General features: G+C 73.8%; 16 protein-coding genes and 1 pseudogene. 11 read left to right on the top strand and 6 right to left on the bottom strand.

Features of this window, described 5'->3' with window-relative positions; genetic code table 11:
• Positions 1-5: 5 nt before the first annotated feature.
• Genes I003_RS32300 through I003_RS0115360 form a run of 3 tightly spaced genes read left to right on the top strand, consistent with a single transcriptional unit; the run spans position 6 to position 2,191 of the window.
• Positions 6-872 (top strand): HAD family hydrolase, encoded by an 867-nt coding sequence (locus I003_RS32300; RefSeq protein ID WP_106966296.1) that lies wholly within the window; start codon positions 6-8, stop codon positions 870-872.
• 43 nt (positions 873-915) lie between these two features.
• Positions 916-1,755, top strand: a complete 840-nt coding sequence (locus I003_RS0115365) for an HAD-IA family hydrolase (RefSeq protein WP_027772338.1) — start codon at positions 916-918, stop codon at positions 1,753-1,755.
• A 31-nt stretch (positions 1,756-1,786) separates the two neighbouring features.
• Positions 1,787-2,191 carry an ankyrin repeat domain-containing protein gene (locus I003_RS0115360; protein ID WP_027772337.1) on the top strand — a complete coding sequence of 135 codons (405 nt, stop codon included), beginning with the start codon at positions 1,787-1,789 and terminating at the stop codon, positions 2,189-2,191.
• Positions 2,192-2,469: 278 nt separating this feature from the next.
• Here I003_RS0115360 and I003_RS0115355 read toward each other — a convergent pair whose 3' ends face one another.
• Together I003_RS0115355 and I003_RS0115350 are read right to left on the bottom strand one after the other, a co-directional pair.
• Entirely contained in the window at positions 2,470-3,234 is a 765-nt protein-coding gene (locus I003_RS0115355) for an ABC transporter permease (protein WP_027772336.1), read from the bottom strand.
• Entirely contained in the window at positions 3,227-4,168 is a 942-nt protein-coding gene (locus tag I003_RS0115350) for a daunorubicin resistance protein DrrA family ABC transporter ATP-binding protein (protein WP_027772335.1), read from the bottom strand. Before I003_RS0115350 ends, I003_RS0115355 begins: the two co-directional genes overlap by 8 nt.
• Before the next feature lie 174 nt (positions 4,169-4,342).
• Between I003_RS0115350 and I003_RS0115345 the strand changes: the two genes are divergently transcribed.
• On the top strand, positions 4,343-5,155 hold the full coding sequence (locus I003_RS0115345; RefSeq protein WP_027772334.1) for a TetR/AcrR family transcriptional regulator C-terminal domain-containing protein: 813 nt from the start codon (positions 4,343-4,345) through the stop codon (positions 5,153-5,155).
• Between the two features lie 43 nt (positions 5,156-5,198).
• Positions 5,199-6,056, top strand: coding sequence for a GNAT family N-acetyltransferase (locus I003_RS0115340; protein ID WP_027772333.1), 858 nt, complete (start codon positions 5,199-5,201; stop codon positions 6,054-6,056).
• Positions 6,057-6,136: 80 nt separating this feature from the next.
• On the opposite strand, the gene I003_RS0115335 is transcribed toward I003_RS0115340, so the two are convergent.
• On the bottom strand, positions 6,137-7,198 hold the full coding sequence (locus I003_RS0115335) for a MerR family transcriptional regulator (RefSeq protein ID WP_027772332.1): 1,062 nt from the start codon (positions 7,196-7,198) through the stop codon (positions 6,137-6,139).
• 159 nt (positions 7,199-7,357) lie between these two features.
• Between I003_RS0115335 and I003_RS0115330 the strand changes: the two genes are divergently transcribed.
• The 4 genes from I003_RS0115330 (at position 7,358) to I003_RS0115315 (ending at position 9,775) form a co-directional block, all read left to right on the top strand.
• Entirely contained in the window at positions 7,358-8,083 is a 726-nt protein-coding gene (locus I003_RS0115330) for a class I SAM-dependent methyltransferase (RefSeq protein WP_027772331.1), read from the top strand.
• Positions 8,084-8,209: 126 nt separating this feature from the next.
• Positions 8,210-8,680, top strand: a complete 471-nt coding sequence (locus tag I003_RS0115325) for a helix-turn-helix domain-containing protein (protein ID WP_027772330.1) — start codon at positions 8,210-8,212, stop codon at positions 8,678-8,680.
• Entirely contained in the window at positions 8,677-9,339 is a 663-nt protein-coding gene (locus tag I003_RS0115320) for a hypothetical protein (RefSeq protein ID WP_027772329.1), read from the top strand. Before I003_RS0115325 ends, I003_RS0115320 begins: the two co-directional genes overlap by 4 nt.
• A gap of 103 nt (positions 9,340-9,442) precedes the next feature.
• The gene (locus I003_RS0115315) at positions 9,443-9,775 is read left to right on the top strand and encodes a DUF2516 family protein (protein WP_027772328.1); all 333 of its coding nucleotides are present in this window, start codon (positions 9,443-9,445) and stop codon (positions 9,773-9,775) included.
• 13 nt (positions 9,776-9,788) lie between these two features.
• On the opposite strand, the gene I003_RS0115310 is transcribed toward I003_RS0115315, so the two are convergent.
• The 3 genes from I003_RS0115310 to dacB form a co-directional block, all read right to left on the bottom strand.
• Entirely contained in the window at positions 9,789-11,276 is a 1,488-nt protein-coding gene (locus tag I003_RS0115310) for a PP2C family protein-serine/threonine phosphatase (RefSeq protein WP_486584234.1), read from the bottom strand.
• A 240-nt stretch (positions 11,277-11,516) separates the two neighbouring features.
• Positions 11,517-12,572: a C40 family peptidase gene (locus I003_RS0115305; RefSeq protein WP_027772326.1), complete on the bottom strand. Its 1,056-nt coding sequence runs from the start codon at positions 12,570-12,572 to the stop codon at positions 11,517-11,519.
• Between the two features lie 330 nt (positions 12,573-12,902).
• The gene (dacB, locus tag I003_RS0115300) at positions 12,903-14,441 is read right to left on the bottom strand and encodes a D-alanyl-D-alanine carboxypeptidase/D-alanyl-D-alanine endopeptidase (RefSeq protein WP_027772325.1); all 1,539 of its coding nucleotides are present in this window, start codon (positions 14,439-14,441) and stop codon (positions 12,903-12,905) included.
• A gap of 86 nt (positions 14,442-14,527) precedes the next feature.
• Between dacB and I003_RS0115295 the strand changes: the two genes are divergently transcribed.
• On the top strand, positions 14,528-15,022 hold the full coding sequence (locus tag I003_RS0115295) for an inorganic diphosphatase (RefSeq protein WP_018835994.1): 495 nt from the start codon (positions 14,528-14,530) through the stop codon (positions 15,020-15,022).
• A 130-nt stretch (positions 15,023-15,152) separates the two neighbouring features.
• Positions 15,153-15,416 (top strand): annotated as a pseudogene (locus I003_RS36460) (hypothetical protein); the annotation flags it as partial.

The following is a 15,416-nucleotide window of genomic DNA, read 5'->3' as shown; positions in this document are numbered from 1 at the left end:
GCGATGTGGCCGATCTCCACGCTCTCCTGCAGTCCGCGAAGTGTGTTCTGTTCGACTTCGACGGGCCCATCTGCCGGCTCTTCCACGGACACCCGCCCGCGAAGGTGGCCGACCGGATGCGGCGGCGGCTGGCCGAACTGGGCGAGGCGGATCTGCGGACCGAAGTGGCGGGGCACACCGACCCGTACCGGGTGCTCGGCCACGTCGCGCACGCACCGGGGCGGGACGCGGCGGCGCTCGCGCTGGAGCAGTTGCTGACCGAGGAGGAGCTGACGGCGGTGGCCACCGCGCAGGGGACACCCGGGGCATCCGAGCTGGTCAAGCGGCTGGCACGGTCCGGCCGGCAGATAGCCGTGACGACGAACAACTCCGAGCGGTCCGTACGCGCCTACCTCCACCGCATCGGCCTCGCCGAGCACTTCGGCCCCCACATACACGGTCGGACCGCCGACGCGAAGCACCTCAAGCCCGACCCGCACTGCCTGCACCGGGCACTGGCCTCCACGAGAGCCGCGCCCGAGGAGGCGGTCATGATCGGCGACACCGCGGCCGATCTCCTGGCCGCCCGCACCGCCCGCGTCTCCTTCGTCGCCTTCGCCGCCTCGTCCCACGCCACCGCGTTCGGGACCGGGCACGCCGACCTCGTCGTCCGCGGGATGGGCGAGCTCCTGAACGGGGCGACGCCGCCGTTCCCCCCGCAGGCCCGGCCAGGTTCGCAGGACCCACCGGACCCACCCGGCCGACCGGGCCCTCACGGTCCGTCGGCTTCGCCCGGCCCGCGGTCCCCGCAGGGACCGCCGAGCCCGCCGGGCGCACCGGCCCCGCCCGGGCCGCCCCTGCCTCCGGAACCACCGAACCCGCCGGCCCTTTGAGGCTCCCGTCCCGCCCTGCCCGTACGCGACCCCGAAGCCGCCCATGACACGCCCTGACGACGGCCGATGCGCCGTTTCCGAAAGCCGCGCCGACCGCCGAGGCCCCACCGCCGCCGGCCCGGCGGCCGACCCGCCACCGGCGGTCCGCCCGGACCCCGCCGCGGCGGATCCGCTCGCCGGCGCCCGCTGCGTGCTGCTCGACTTCGACGGGCCGCTCTGCCGGTTCTTCGCCGGACCGCCCGGCGGACCCGCCAACCTGGCCCCCGGCATCGCCGACGCCCTGCGCACCCTGCTCGGCGAGCTGCCCGACCTTCGCGCGCGGCTCGCGCCGCTGCCCGATCCGCACGAGGTGTACCGCCGCACCACTGCCGCGCTGCGCCGCCGCGGTCAGCCGGAACACCCCGTCGTCGCCACCATGCGCAAGCGCCTCGACGAACTCGAACTCACCGCCGCCGGCGCCACCGCCGTACCCACCCCCGGCGCCGCGGGCCTCCTGGCCAGGCTCGCGGACCGGGGCGTGCTCCTCGGCGTCGCGTCCAACAACTCGGAAGCGGCCATCCGGGTGTTCCTCGAACGCGCCGGGATGGCCCGCTGGTTCGACGACGGTCCGGTCGTCGGCCGCCCCGATGACGCCGGGCTCATGAAGCCGGACCCGACCGTGCTCCAGGGCGCGCTCGCGCACTGGCCGGAGCGGCCGGACGCCTGCGTACTCGTCGGCGACTCCCCCGCGGACGCCGCTGCCGCCGCCGCGGCCGGCATCGCCTTCTGCGGCTACCACCGCGAGCCAGGGAAACGGCGACTCCTGCGCGAACTGCCGGGGGCCCCGCCCGCCGTCGCCGACTTGGCGGAGCTGGCACCGGCCGGGCGGGTGGCGGTCACGTAGCGCGGACGTCTGCGCATCGTAGGGTGACGGCATGAGTGGAGCCGACGTGCCCGCGCACGATCCCGCCGTGTTCGAGCTGGCCGCCAAGGCTTTCGAGCTCGCCCGGCAGGGGCGGACCGACACGCTGGCCGCCTATGTGGACGCCGGGGTGCCGGCCGGGTTGCGGGACGACGACGGGGACAGCCTCGTGATGCTCGCCGCGGTGCACGGGCATGCCGAGACCGTCGCCGCGCTGCTGGAGCGGGGGGCTGACGCAGATCAGGTCGGGGCCGTGGGCGCGACGCCGATGGCCGCGGCGGTGCGGGCGGGGGCGGACGACGTCGTGCGGGTGCTGCTGCGGCACGGGGCCGATCCGCATGCCGGATCGCCGTCGGCGGTCGCGGCGGCGCGGGTCGCCGGCAGGACCGACCTGCTGGAGCTGTTCGGCGGGGTGTGAGGCCCCGCGGGCCCTCGGCTTCGGCCCGCAAGCTCTCGGCTGTCGGCCCACGGGCCGCGGCTGCCGGGCGTGGGTCTCCCGGCCCCCGGCCCCCGCTCCCGGGCTCCCGGCTGCCCGGGCGCTGGCTGCGGTCGTCGGCTGCCCGGGCCCCGGCTGGCGGCTGCCCCGGCGTCGGCTGGCGGCTGGCGCGCGTCGGCTGGCGGACGGGCGCGAGTGGCGCGATAGGCGGTCCCGTCCTCCGGTGCCGTCCCGCTGCCGTACGGCGTACGGGTCCCGCCTTACGTCATCCGCCTCCTGAACAGCGCCGCCGACGCGGCCACCGCCACCGCCGTCAGGGCCGCGCACCACGCCAGGGCCTCCCACGGGCTACTGCCCACCGGCCGGTCCAACAGCAGCCCCCGCAGCGATTCGATCACCGGTGTCAGCGGCTGGTGTTCGGCAAAGCCGTGGAGCCAGCCCGGCATCGACTCGACCGGGACGAAGGCGCTGGACGGGTAGGGGAGGAAGGCCAGGAAGAACGTGAAGCCGCCCGCGGCCTCCGGGGAGTTGGCCAGCAGGCCGACGGCGGCCGCCACCCACGAGATGGCCGTGATCACCGCCAGCAGGATGCCCGCCGACGCGAGCCAGCCGCCGGGGCCCGCGTCCGGGCGGAAGCCGATGGCGAAGGCGACTGCGAAGACCAGGACCGTGGCGGCCAGGTTCCGCACGACGCTGGCGGCGACGTGGCCGGCGAGGACGGCGGTGCCGCCGACGTCGAGGGAGCGGAAGCGGTCGATGACGGCGCCCTTCATGTCGTCCGCGACGCTCATCGCCGTCGTGCCGGCGCCGAAGCCGGCGCACAGGACGAGGACGCCGGGGGCGACGTAGTCCACGTAGCGCCCGTAGCCGCCGCCGGTGTCGATCGCACCGCCGAAGAGGTAGACGAAGACGAGCATCAGCAGCACGGGCAGCGCGAGCGCGGTGATCACGGCGTCGGGGTTGCGGGAGCTGAGCCGCACGGAGCGGCCGATCATCGTCACCGAGTGGGTCAGGGCGTCAGCCATCGCGGGTCACCTTCAAGAAGACGTCGTCGAGCGTCGCGGAGTGCACGGCGAAGCGCTCGATCCGGGTGCGGTCGGGGTCGACGGCGTCGAGCAGGTCGCGTATGTGCGCGGCGCGGCCGTCGGTGGTGACGCTCAGGGTGCGGGTGCCGGGGTCGCGGCGTACGGCGACGTGGTCCAGGGCGTGGGCCGCCTTCTCGTACGCCTCGGGGGAGACCAGCGTGAGGTCCAGGCGCTCGGCGGAGACCTGCTGCTTCAGCTCCGCCGCGGTGCCCTCGGCGACGAGCCGGCCGCCGTCGAGGAGCGCGATGCGGTCGGCGAGGCGGTCGGCCTCCTCCAGATACTGCGTGGTGAGGAAGACCGTCACGCCGGTGTCGGCCAGGCTGCGCACCTCGTCCCAGACGGCCTGGCGGCTGCGGGGGTCGAGGCCGGTGGTCGGCTCGTCGAGGAAGATCACGGACGGGTCGCCGACCAGGCCCGCCGCGAGGTCGAGTCGGCGGCGCATGCCTCCCGAGTACGTGCCGACGCGGCGGTCGGCGGCGTCGCCGGCGAGGCCGAACCGCTCCAGCAGCTCGGCCGCGCGCCGGGTGGCCGCGGGGCGCGACAGGCCCGAAAGGCGGGCGATCATGCGGAGGTTCTCGGCGCCGGTCTGCTGCTCGTCGAGCGCGGCGTACTGGCCGGTGAGGCTGAGGGCGCGGCGGACCCGCGAGCGCTCCGCGACCACGTCGAACCCGGCGACGCTCGCCGTGCCCGCGTCGGCGCGCAGCAGCGTCGCGAGGATCCGGACCGTGGTGGTCTTCCCGGCGCCGTTGGGCCCGAGGAGGGCGAAGACGGTGCCGGGCGGGACGCTCAGGCCGACGCCGTCGAGCACCTTCGTGTCCCCGTACGCCTTGGTGAGGCCGGCGGCCTCGACGGCGGGGCCGGTGTGCTGGGGCACGGGCTCCCCCTTTCTCCGTAGAGCTGCTTTCTGTACCTGGCCGGTGTGCCTGGTCTGTGTGCCCGGTTTCCCGGCCGGGCTCGTGCACACGGCCGTGGAACACGGCTTCTGTGTATGCCGTACACGCTACTGCGTAGAACCTACACGGTACTGTGTATGGCGTAAACTGAGCAGATGGACGCCATGGACGCCGCCGGCGAAGGCACGGGCAGGAGCGGCGAGGACGAGCGCGACCCCGGAGCCGTCCCCGCCAGCGTCGAGGCCGCCTGGGGCCTGCGGCCCCGGCCGCACAAGGGGCCGAAGCGGGGGCTGACGCTGGACGGGATCGTGGCGGCGGCCGTCGCGGTCGCCGACGCGGAAGGGCTGGAGGCCGCGTCGATGGGCCGGGTGGCCAAGGAGCTGGGCGTCTCGACGATGGCGCTGTACCGGTACGTGGCCACGAAGGACGAGCTGGTCACGCTGATGGTCGACGGGGCCTTCGGCCCGCCGCCGCCGCTGCCCGAGGAGGCCGGGGGCGACTGGCGGGCCGGTCTGCGGCACTGGTACCAGGCCATCGGCAGCGCGATGTTCGCGCACCCGTGGGCCGTGGCGCACATCCCGACCGGCGGCCCGCCGGTCACGCCGAACCAGCTCGCGGCGCTCGACCAGGCCCTCTACATCCTGCGCGACACCCCGCTCACGGAGTTCGAGAAGGTGGCCACGGCGCTGCTGGTGAGCAACCAGGTGCGCGCGGAGGTGACGATCGCCCTCGCGATGGGCGGGAGCCCGGACATGGAGCGGCTGATGACCGGGTACAGCCGCTTCCTGCTCCGGGTCTCGGAGAGCGGTCGCCTGCCCCATCTGCGTACGGCGGTGGAGGGCGGCGCCTTCGACGAGCCGGACGCACAGGCGCCGCAGGACCCCTCGGACTACGACGAGTTCGCGTTCGGGCTGGAGCGCGTGCTCGACGGCATCGAGGCGCTGATCGACGCCCGCCGCCCGGATTGACCACCCCCTTCCACGCGACAGGCGGCGCGGGGGATCATGGGGCATGCGCGCGGACGGCTGGCACCTCACCGATGACGTCGACGCATTCCTGGCCGAAGCGGGGGAGTTCCTGCGCGCGCGGCCCGTGCCGCACATCATGGCGCTGACCTGGACGGCACGGCTGCAAGCGCGTGGTACGGGCCCGTACGGCGGCGGGCGTCCGCTGCTGGGGCTGCTGACGCGGGCGGGCTCGGTCCTCGGCGTCTGCCACCAACTGCGGGGCCGCAGCCTCGGCCTCACCCCGCTCACCGGGGAACAGACCGACTCCCTCGCCGTCCACCTCGCCGGCCTCGGACACGCGCCCACGGGGGTCGGCGGCGACCACGACACCACCACCGCCTTCGCCCAGGCCTGGCACCACCGCACCGGCGCCGTTCCGGCCCCCGCGGTCCGCCTCCGCCTGCGCCGCCTGGGTACGCTCACGCCGCCCGAACCCGCGCCGGCGGGGCAAGCGAGGGCGGCGGGCGCGGCGGACCGGGAACAGCTCATGGACTTCTGCCGCGGTTTCGCCGCCGACGTCGGCGAGGACGTCACCATCGACGCCGCCACCTGGCCCACGACCCGCTACGCCGACAAGGACTACACCTTCTGGGAGACCCCGGACGGCACCCCCGTCTCCATGGCCGGTCTCAACCCCACGGTCGGCGGCCTCGCCCAGGTCGACCCGGTCTACACCCCGCCCGCCCACCGCGGCCAGGGCTACGCGTCCGCCGCGACGGCGGCGGTGACCTGCGCGGCGCTCACCGCGGGCGCTGCGGAGGTGGCGCTCTTCACCGACGCGGCCAACCCCACCAGCAACGCGCTCTACCAGCGCCTCGGCTACGACGTGTACGCCGACTGGACGACGTATACGTTCGCGTAGCCGCACGGGCGAGCCGGTCCTCGTCCGCCTCGCGGCGGAGTCGGTACCAGCGTGTCCGGCACCATCCGGCGTCCACCCGCCTACCGCCGCTGGTGCTCCACGACGTCGGCCACCACGCAACTGACGTTGTCAGGGCCGCCGGAGCCGTTGGCCAGGGCGACCAGCGCGCGGACCGTCTCCCCGGGCCCACCGCTCCGGGCGAGCACCCGGCGGATCTCCTCGGCCGGCACGACGGCCGACAGCCCGTCGGAGCAGAGCAGGTACCGGTCCTCCGGCAGGGCGTCGTGCAGGCGCAGGTCCGCGGTGGCGCCCTGGTCCTGGCCCAGGGCACGCAGCAGCAGCGACCGCTCGGGGTGGGAGGCGGCCTCCTCGGGGGTGAGGCGTCCCTCGTCGACCATCGACTGCACCACGGTGTGGTCGTGGGTGATCCGGAACAGCTCACCGCCGCGCAGCAGGTACGCGCGGGAGTCGCCGATGTGGACGAGGGCGAGCTGCGAGCCGGTCCAGAGCATCGCGGTGAGCGTGGTCCCGGCGTCCCCGGGCGCGGAGGCGGCGACGCCGTGTACCGCCCGCCCGGCCTCCCCGATCGCCTCCTCCAGCACGTTCAGCAGACCGCCCGCCGGAAGCGCTTCGGTCTCCAGGCGCCTGAGTACGTCGACGGCCGCGGCACTCGCGGGCGCGCCCCGCCTTCCGTACCCGTCGGCGACGGCGAGCAGCCGGTCCCCGGCGCAGGCGGTGTCCTGATTGCTCTCGCGTACGAGACCGGTGTCCGACAGGGCGGCGTAACAGATTTTCAGGGGCATGGCGGGTTCCTTCCGGGTCAGATGGCCGACGAGGAAGGCGGCCAGCTCCCGCCGCGCGGCGGTGTCGGCCTCGGCCTGCGCCCAGAACGCCCGGACCTCCTCCGCGGCCGGTCCGGCGTCCAGGGCGCACACGTGCCGGATACGGGCCAGGGGCATACCGAGCCGCCGCAACCAGGCGACCAGCCGGGCCTGCTCCAGTTGCTCCGGCGCGTAGAGGCGATAGCCGGTCACCGGGTCGACCCGGGCGGGCGTCAGCAGCCCGAGCTCGTCGTAGAGCCGCAACGCCTTGGGCGACAGCCGCGACGCCTTCGCAAAGGCCCCGATGGTGAGCAACCCCATGCCGTCCCTCCTCAACCGGGCGGTCGCCCGGCCCGACCGATGCTGCGGCTTCCCCCAGGGTGAAGGTCAACCGCCGCCGAGCTCGTGCACGCGACGTCCCATGGCCGGGCTCCGGACATCCATGGGCGGACGGCTCAGCCTCCCCGTACGGTCGGACGCATGGCTGACGAGTGCTTCGGACATCCACGGCTTGCCGCGATCTATGACCCACTCGATCCGGATCGCAGCGATCTCGGCGCGTACGTCCGGATGGTGGAGGAGTTCGGGGCACGTCAGGTGCTGGATATCGGCTGTGGGACGGGCGTGTTCGCAGTTCTGCTGGCTGAACGCGGGATCGAGGTCGTCGGCGTCGATCCCGCGCGGGCATCCGTCGACGTGGCCCGTGCCAAGCCGGGCGGCGAGCGAGTGCGCTGGATCTGTGGCGATGCCACGGCGCTCCCGCCGATGCGGGTCGATCTGGCGACCATGACCGCGAACGCCGCCCAGCAGATCCTCGATCCGCAGGCATGGCGCGAGACCCTGCGCGGCGCGTACGAGGCACTGCGGCCCGGCGGCCGTCTGGTCTTCGAGACCAGGGATCCGGGCAGACGCGCCTGGGAAGAGTGGAACCGCGAAGCCTCATACCGAGTGACGCAGATCCCGGATGTCGGCGCCGTCGAACAGTGGGTCCAGGTGAGCGAGGTGAGCGGGCCGCTGGTGACGTTCCGCCAGACCTACGTGTTCGCTTCCGACGGGCAGGTACTGACGTCGGACTCCACCTTGCGCTTCCGTGAGCGGCACGAGGTCGAGGCGGACCTGATCGCGCAGGGCTACGAGGTGGAGGGCGTTCGCGACGCGCCCGACAGGCCGGGCAAGGAGTTCGTCTTCGTCGCGCGACGTCCGTAGGCCGGGTCGGATCGACCGGGGCTCGACCACTTCACCGAGGGTCGCGATAGTATCGCGATATGTGGCGTGTGACACACTTGCAAGCAGGTGCTTGCAAGAGTTAGCACCGCGGGGCAGCATCGGGGCATGGGTTCGATACACGTCGGCAACCTCGGGGAGTTCCTGCGGGAGCAGCGGCGCACCGCGCGGCTCAGTCTGCGGCAGCTCGCCGATGCCGCCGGGGTGTCGAATCCGTACCTCAGTCAGATCGAGCGCGGGCTGCGCAAGCCCAGCGCCGAGATTCTGCAGCAGCTCGCGAAGGCGCTGCGGATCTCCGCCGAGACGCTGTACGTGCAGGCGGGGATCCTCGACGAGCGCCGCGGTGACGGGGACGACGGGATGGCGGTGCACACCGCGATACTCACCGATCCCGCGATCAGCGAGCGGCAGAAGCAGGTGCTGTTGCAGATCTACGACTCCTTCCGCAAGGAGAACGCGCGCGACGAGGCGGGCGGGGACGCGGAGGAGGGACCGACGAACGGGGACGCCCCGCGGCCTGGCGGCGGGCGGGGTGAGGGCGACGCGAAGCCCGCCAGTGACCGGAGGAGAACGCCATGACCAGGACCGACGACGTACGCAAGACCCTCAGTGACCCCACGCCCCTCTACGCGGTCGCCGGCACCGCCGATCTGGCGCTGGAGAAGCTGCGCGAGGTGCCGGCGCTGGTGGAGCGGCTGCGGGCGGAGGCGCCCGAGCGGCTGTCCGCGGTGCGCGAGACCGACCCGCGGGACGTGCAGGAGCGGGTGTCGAAGCAGGCCAAGCAGGCTCAGGCGAAGGTCGCCGAGCGGCTGGGAGACCTGGACACCGACATCAAGAAGCTGCGCGAGACGGCGCAGGACCTCGCCCTTCAAAGCGTGGGCCGCGCCGCCGAGTACGCGGTGAAGGCCCGCGAGACCTACGACGAGCTGGCCGAGCGCGGTCGCGGTGCGGTCGCGGAGTGGCGCGGCGAGACCGCCGACAAGATCGAGGTGACCACCGAGATCATCCGGCCCGGCGGGGAGAAGGCCGCCACCGGCGAGGGCGTTACCGGCGAGGCCGCCGCCCCTGCCGGCGACAAGACCGGCGACAGGACCGACGGCGAGGCCGGCGACGGGCCGGCCGCCGCGAAGCCCGCCGCGAAGAAGGCCGCGCCGCGCAAGCGCACCCCCCGGACCGGTGCCAACGGCACCGCCAAGAAGACCGCGGCCAGGAAGCCCAGGCCCAAGACCGACTCCTGACCTCCGCGCTCCGGGCACCCCTCGCGTGCCCGGAGCGTTATCCGGGTACGGTGTCCGGGGCGGATCCCTGAACACTCTGTCGGACTCATAGGCGGTGGACCGCGTGCTCATCTCTGGCTTCTACTCGCTGCTGGGGCTGCTCAGCCTGGCCCTGACGGTGTTCGCCGGGGCGGCCCTGTTCCTCGCGGCCGTGGCCCGCGAGGACGCTTACCGCGCCGCCAACAAGAACACCAAGCAGTTCTGGCTGATCATCCTCGGTGTCGGCTTCGCCGTGATCGTCATCTTCCCGATCCTGTCGTTCCTGCCGATCATCGCGCTGATCGCCGCCATCGTCTTCATGGTGGACGTGCGGCCCGCGCTCAGGCAGGTCGGCGGCGGCCGGCGCAGCGGGGGCAGCAGCTCCGACGGGCCCTACGGCCCGTACAACGGGCGCTGACCCGCCCCGGCGGTCACGACATCCGGTCCCCGGGTCCGCAAGGACCCGGGGGCCGGTCCAGGAGCACCACGGCCACGTCGTCGGTCAGGTCGCCGCCGTTGAGGGCCCGCGCCTCGGTGACCGCGCCGTGCAGCAGATCGTCGCCCGTAAGCCCCTGGTCCAGCAGTCTGCCCACCAGCGTGAGCATGCCGTCCTGGCCGAGCCGGCCGCGGCCCGGGCCCGTACGGCCCTCGATGAGGCCGTCGGTGTAGAGCATCAGACTCCAGGCGCCGCCCAGCTCCACCTGCTGGCGCGGCCAGCGGGCGCGCGGCAGCAGGCCGAGCGCCGGGCCGCCCAGTTCCTGGGGCATCAGCCGCGGCCGGCCGCCCGGGACGGCGACCAGGGGCGCCGGGTGGCCCGCCAGGTAGAGGCCGGCCCGGCGAGCGTCGGGCGAGACGTCGACGGTGCACATCGTGGCGAATATCTCGTCGTCGGCCCGCTCGTTCTCCAGCACCTGCTGCAGCGTGGCCAGCAGTTCGTCGCCGACCAGGCCCGCGAACGTCAGCGCCCGCCAGGCGATGCGCAGCTCCACGCCGAGCGCGGCCTCGTCCGGGCCGTGGCCGCAGACGTCGCCGATCATGGCGTGCACCGCGCCGTCCGGGGTGCGCACCGCGTCGTAGAAGTCGCCGCCGAGCAGCGCCCGGGTCGGGGTGGCGCCGGCGGAGGGCGGCGGCAGCCCGGGACGGTAGCAGGCCGCGAAGCCGAGGCCGGAGCCGGCGAGCAGCGGCGTGGGCAGCAGCCCCCGCTCCAGCCGGGCGTTCTCCTGCGCCCGCAGCCGCGAGGCCGTCAGCCGGCTCTGCGTGAGGTCGGCCCGCTTGCGCTCGACCGCGTACCGGATGGCGCGGCCGAGCACCCGGCCGTCCAGCTCGCCGCGGAAGAGGTAGTCCTGCGCCCCGACGCGGACGGCCTCGGCGGCCAGCTCCACGTCGTCCTCGTCGGTGAGCGTCAGCACCGCGTGCAGCGGCGCCATGGCCAGCACCTCGTGCAGCGCCTCCAGCTCGTCGGTCTCCTCCGCGGGGCCGGCGTCGTCCGCGGCGGCTACCTCGCGGGACACGCTCAGGTCCAGCAGGATGCAGTGCACGTCCGGGCCGAGCAGCCGCTCCGCCTCGGTGAGGTTGCGGGCCGTACGCACCCGGATCCGCTCGCCGTGGCGTCCGGCGCCGGCCTGCTCCAGCATCCGCGCGATCCCGGGCCCGCTGCCGGGCTCCGCCTCTATCAGCAGCAGCGTCAGCGGCTCCGGCACCGCACGCTGCCGCACGTGCGGCTGCCCGGGCACCGGGCCGTGCCCCGAGCGCTGCGCCGGCAACGGTGCGTGCGGCTGCGGCGACGACGCGTGCACGGCCGACGGCTGGAGGTGCCGCCGCCGCGTCGCGGCCTGCGCGTCGGCCAGGTCGGCGCCTGCGGCGGACTGGTCAGGTCCGCCGGACGGTCCGGAGGCCGGGGAACGCCCGGGTACGGGCATCGCTCTTCCTTCCCTCCCCCCGAGGGTGACGGCCGGGCGCGAGCGCGCTCGCGGCCGTGTGCGGCGGTTGGTGTCGTCTACAGCGAAACCGCCAAGGAGGGACCCTAGCGTGATCACCCGCCGATACGGAACGGGCGACGCGGCCCGGAAGGCGACCGTTCTTCCGGGCCTTTGCCCTGTTGGGAGGGCCCGGCCGGGCCCTCCCACCCGGTATCCGGAGGGTCGGTCACATGACGCAGATCACGCGTCGGGGCGCACGACGGCCTTGATCGGCATGGTGCCCGCGCCGGCCACGGTCACCTGCCGGCCGGGCCGCGGCGCGTGCACGATCGCGCCGTCACCGACATATATGCCGACGTGGCTGGCATCGGAGTGATAAATGATCAGGTCACCCGGGCGCATCTCACGCACGTCGATCCGCCGCAGCCCCGCCAACTGGGTCTGCGAGGTCCGCGGGATCACCACCCCCGCCGCCTCCCACGCGCGCATCGTCAGCCCCGAGCAGTCGAACGTGTCCGGCCCTTCGGCGCCCCACACGTAGTCCTTGCCGAGCTGATCCGTCGCGTACGCGATGGCCTTCTTGCCGGCGGGCGTCGCCTCCGCGTCGATCTCGTCCAGGATCCCGGAGTCCAGCCACCGCGCCTGCGCCTCGCGGGCGCGCTCCCGCTCCAGCCGGCGCAGCCGCTCCCGCTCCTCGGCCTTGAGCTTCTTCTCCAGCTCCTCCGCCTCGGCCAGCCGCTCCTCTATCTTCTCCTTCGACCCGGCCCTGGCGGCGCGAGTGCGCTCCAGCCGCTCGTACGTCCGGCCGGCCTCCTTCGCATAGCCGTCCAGCCGCTTCTGCGTGCCGGTGACCTCCGTGATCAGCCGCCGCTGCGCGTGCTGCCCCTTGCGCGCCAGCCGCAGATCGTCGACGAACTCCTCCGGGTCGTCGCTGAGCAGCAACTGCGCCTCCATCGGCACCCCGCCACCGCGATACTGCGCCCGGGCCAGCGCGCCCGCCTCGTCCTTCAGCCCGTCCAGCCGGGCGCTCGCGTCCGCCACGGCCTTGTCGAGCCGCTCGACCTCCTTGCGCTGCTTCTTCGCCTTCTCCTCCGCGTCGTTGTACGCGTCCGTGGCGGCCTCCGCCTCGCGGTACAGCCGCTCCACGCGGGCGTGCACCTCCTCGACCGTCGGCTTCGGTTCCGCCTCGGCGGCCGGTCCGGTCAGCGGCACGAGCAGCGCCAGCAGCCCGGTCACGGCCAGGGCGATGACCCTGCGCCGTACCCCCGCCGCCCGCGCCTCCCCGATTGCGCGCATGCGTCTCCCCCACTCCCCCGATCGTGGTCCACGGGCCCCTGCCTCAGCAGGCCCGGCCCGGGGCTCTGGCCAGCCCCGCGCGATCACATGCCTCGGATGCTGCCATATCACCCGCAACTCCCGCAGCCCTCGTCCACACACCTGTGGATAACCGGACGAGGAGTTGCAGCACGTCTGCAACACAGCGGGGCTCGGGTGAGCCGGGGGTCATCAGATGCAGGAGATGCGGAAGATGCGGGAGTTACCAATCGTGCGGAAGGAGCGGAAGGCAAGCACGGAAGAAACGGAAGGTGCAGGGGGCACGGGTACGGACAACCGGACGAAGAAACGTCAGCGGCAGCCGCAGCGCGCCACCGCCGCCGCCATCCGGTCCAGCGCGTCCCCCGCTCCCGCGCGGTCCGTCGCCCCCATCGTGAAGAACGCGAACGCCAGCAGCCGCCCGTCCGCGTCCACCACCGTCCCCGCCAGTGAGTTGACGCCCGTCAGCGTGCCCGTCTTCGCCCGCACCGCCCCCCGGGCGGCCTCCGTGCCGCCGGAGTCCGAGCCCCCGTCCCCGTACCGGTCGCGCAGCGTCCCGTTGAAGCCCGCCACCGGCAGGCCCGTCAGCAGCGACCGCAGCTCCGGGTGGTCCGGGTCGGCCGCCGTCACCAGCAGCCGTGCGAGCAGGTCCGCCGAGACCCGGTTGCCGCGGCTGATGCCGCTGCCGTCGGCGAACCGCGCCCCGCGCACCGGCAGTCCCAGCTTCTTGAGCTGCCCCGCGACCGCCCGCCCGGATCCCTGGAAGCTCGCGTCACGGCCCACCGCGATCGCCGTCTGCCGGGCCAGGGCCTCGCCGAGGTCGTTGTCGCTGTACGTCAGCATTCGCTCGGTGAGCTCCGCCAGCGGCGCCGAGTACGTGGCCGCCAGTTCGTCCGCCTTCTCCGGCACCCGCTCGGCCTTCGGCCCGCCCGCGACCCGTACCCCCGCCTTGCGCAGCTCTCGTGCGAAGGCGTCCGCCGCGTCCCGCGCCGGGTCCGTGGCGCGCGGCGCAGGTCCGTGCCGGGAGTCGTCGAGGCGGGCTTCGTCGACCATGAGCGGGGTGACGGGCGCGATGTTCTCGTTGCGCCCGATCTCGTGCAGGACGTCGCCGGCGTACGCGGTGGCGTCGTACCGTACGGCCACCTTCCGCACCCCGTCCTTCTTCAGCTCCCGCGCCGTGTCGCGCGCCAGCCCCGCCAGCCGCTTCGCGGACAGCGTGGGGTCGCCGCCGCCGACGAGGAAGACCTCCCCGCCCTCGGCGAGGGACGCGGTCGGGATGCGGTGGTCGGGGCCGAGCGCGGCGAGGGCCGCGGCGCCGGTGGCCAGCTTGACCGTGGAGGCGGGGACGACGCCGGTGGTCTCGCGCTCGCCGTACAGCTCGCGGCCCGTGGTCACGTCCCACACGGCCGCGGTGGTCGGCGAGCCGAGCGCGGGGTCCTTCAGCAGCGGCGCCAGTTCCCTGGCGAGTCCGGGCCCGGTCGGCCGCGGGATGCTGACCGGCCGGGTGCCTTCCTGCGGGCCGAGCGGCGTCAGCACCCGCGGGGCACCCGCGCCGGCGCCCTGCAGGCCGTCGCCGGGGGCGCCGTCGGAGGAACCGTGATCCGCGTCACCTGTACGGCCCCCGGCCGCGTCGGCGCGCGCGGCCGTCTGCCTCTCCGCCGTACGCTGACCCGAGTCCCAGGGCCCCGCCACGGCGATCGCGCCGGCGGCGAAGACCCCGCCCAGCGCGCCGGACGCGGCCACCAACCGCACCGTACGACGGGTGTGCAGGGGCTGCGCTTTCCACCGCCGGGTCCAGTGCCGTGCCCAGCGGGCGGCCTTCCGCCGTGCCCCCGCGACCCAGACCCTCACCAGGGACCAGCCCCTTTCGCCACCACCCCGCTGCGTGGGGGACACTTAATCATCTGAACCATGCTGATCTTGAAGGAGAGCCACCCGTGGAGTTCGACGTCACCATCGAGATCCCGAAGGGTTCGCGGAACAAGTACGAAGTGGATCACGAGACGGGCCGGATCCGCCTGGACCGGCGGCTCTTCACCTCGACCAGCTACCCCGCAGACTACGGCTTCATCGAAGGCACGCTCGGAGAGGACGGCGACCCGCTGGACGCGCTGGTCCTTCTGGACGAGCCGACGTTCCCCGGATGCCTCATCGCGTGCCGCACGATCGGCATGTTCCGCATGACCGACGAGGCCGGTGGCGACGACAAGGTGCTGTGCGTCCCGGCACACGACCCGCGGGTGGAGCATCTGCGGGACATCCACCACGTGTCGGAGTTCGACCGGCTGGAGATCCAGCACTTCTTCGAGGTGTACAAGGACCTGGAGCCCGGCAAGTCCGTGGAGGGCGCCAGTTGGGTGGGCCGGCAGGACGCGGAGGCCGAGATCGAGGCGTCCAAGAAGCGCCTGGAGGCGGCGGGCGGCCACCACTGAGGTAGCGGTACGCGGCGGCATCCGGCGAGAGACGGTGGTGCGTGCCCGCATGTACCGGGAGGAACGAGAAGGACGGCCCCTAGTACTACAGGGCTAGATCTTGATCATGGGGTGGTGGGAGACTCTGGCTGTGGCCACGACACAGCCCCGTGATCAAGATTGTCCGTCGGACGCCGTCAGCCCGGCCGATTTAGCCGTCTGGGACCGAGAGTTCGCCGCGCTGGGCGAGCGGATAACCCCACTGTTCTACCGCCCGGAGTCCCAAGGGCACGCCCTTCAGTACCTGCGTGGGCTCCTCTCCCCGTTGCAGCGCAAGAACGGCTGGACCATGGCCGAGTTCGCCGGTGAGAAGGAGCCCAAGGCACTCCAGCGGTTCTTGAACCTCACCCCGTGG

Source organism: Streptomyces sp. CNQ329, assembly GCF_000482585.1.
This window is presented reverse-complemented; position numbering and strand designations above follow the sequence as displayed.

Excerpts from the sequence above, each read along its gene's own strand:
- I003_RS0115365 (WP_027772338.1), top strand. The coding sequence starts at position 916 with ATGACACGCCCTGACGACGGCCGATGCGCCGTTTCCGAAAGCCGCGCC.
- I003_RS0115360 (WP_027772337.1), top strand. The coding sequence starts at position 1,787 with ATGAGTGGAGCCGACGTGCCCGCGCACGATCCCGCCGTGTTCGAGCTG.
- I003_RS0115355 (WP_027772336.1), bottom strand. The coding sequence starts at position 3,234 with ATGGCTGACGCCCTGACCCACTCGGTGACGATGATCGGCCGCTCCGTG.
- I003_RS0115345 (WP_027772334.1), top strand. The coding sequence starts at position 4,343 with ATGGACGCCATGGACGCCGCCGGCGAAGGCACGGGCAGGAGCGGCGAG.
- I003_RS0115340 (WP_027772333.1), top strand. The coding sequence starts at position 5,199 with ATGCGCGCGGACGGCTGGCACCTCACCGATGACGTCGACGCATTCCTG.
- I003_RS0115335 (WP_027772332.1), bottom strand. The coding sequence starts at position 7,198 with ATGGGGTTGCTCACCATCGGGGCCTTTGCGAAGGCGTCGCGGCTGTCG.
- I003_RS0115330 (WP_027772331.1), top strand. The coding sequence starts at position 7,358 with ATGGCTGACGAGTGCTTCGGACATCCACGGCTTGCCGCGATCTATGAC.
- I003_RS0115325 (WP_027772330.1), top strand. The coding sequence starts at position 8,210 with ATGGGTTCGATACACGTCGGCAACCTCGGGGAGTTCCTGCGGGAGCAG.
- I003_RS0115320 (WP_027772329.1), top strand. The coding sequence starts at position 8,677 with ATGACCAGGACCGACGACGTACGCAAGACCCTCAGTGACCCCACGCCC.
- I003_RS0115310 (WP_486584234.1), bottom strand. The coding sequence starts at position 11,276 with ATGCCCGTACCCGGGCGTTCCCCGGCCTCCGGACCGTCCGGCGGACCT.
- I003_RS0115305 (WP_027772326.1), bottom strand. The coding sequence starts at position 12,572 with ATGCGCGCAATCGGGGAGGCGCGGGCGGCGGGGGTACGGCGCAGGGTC.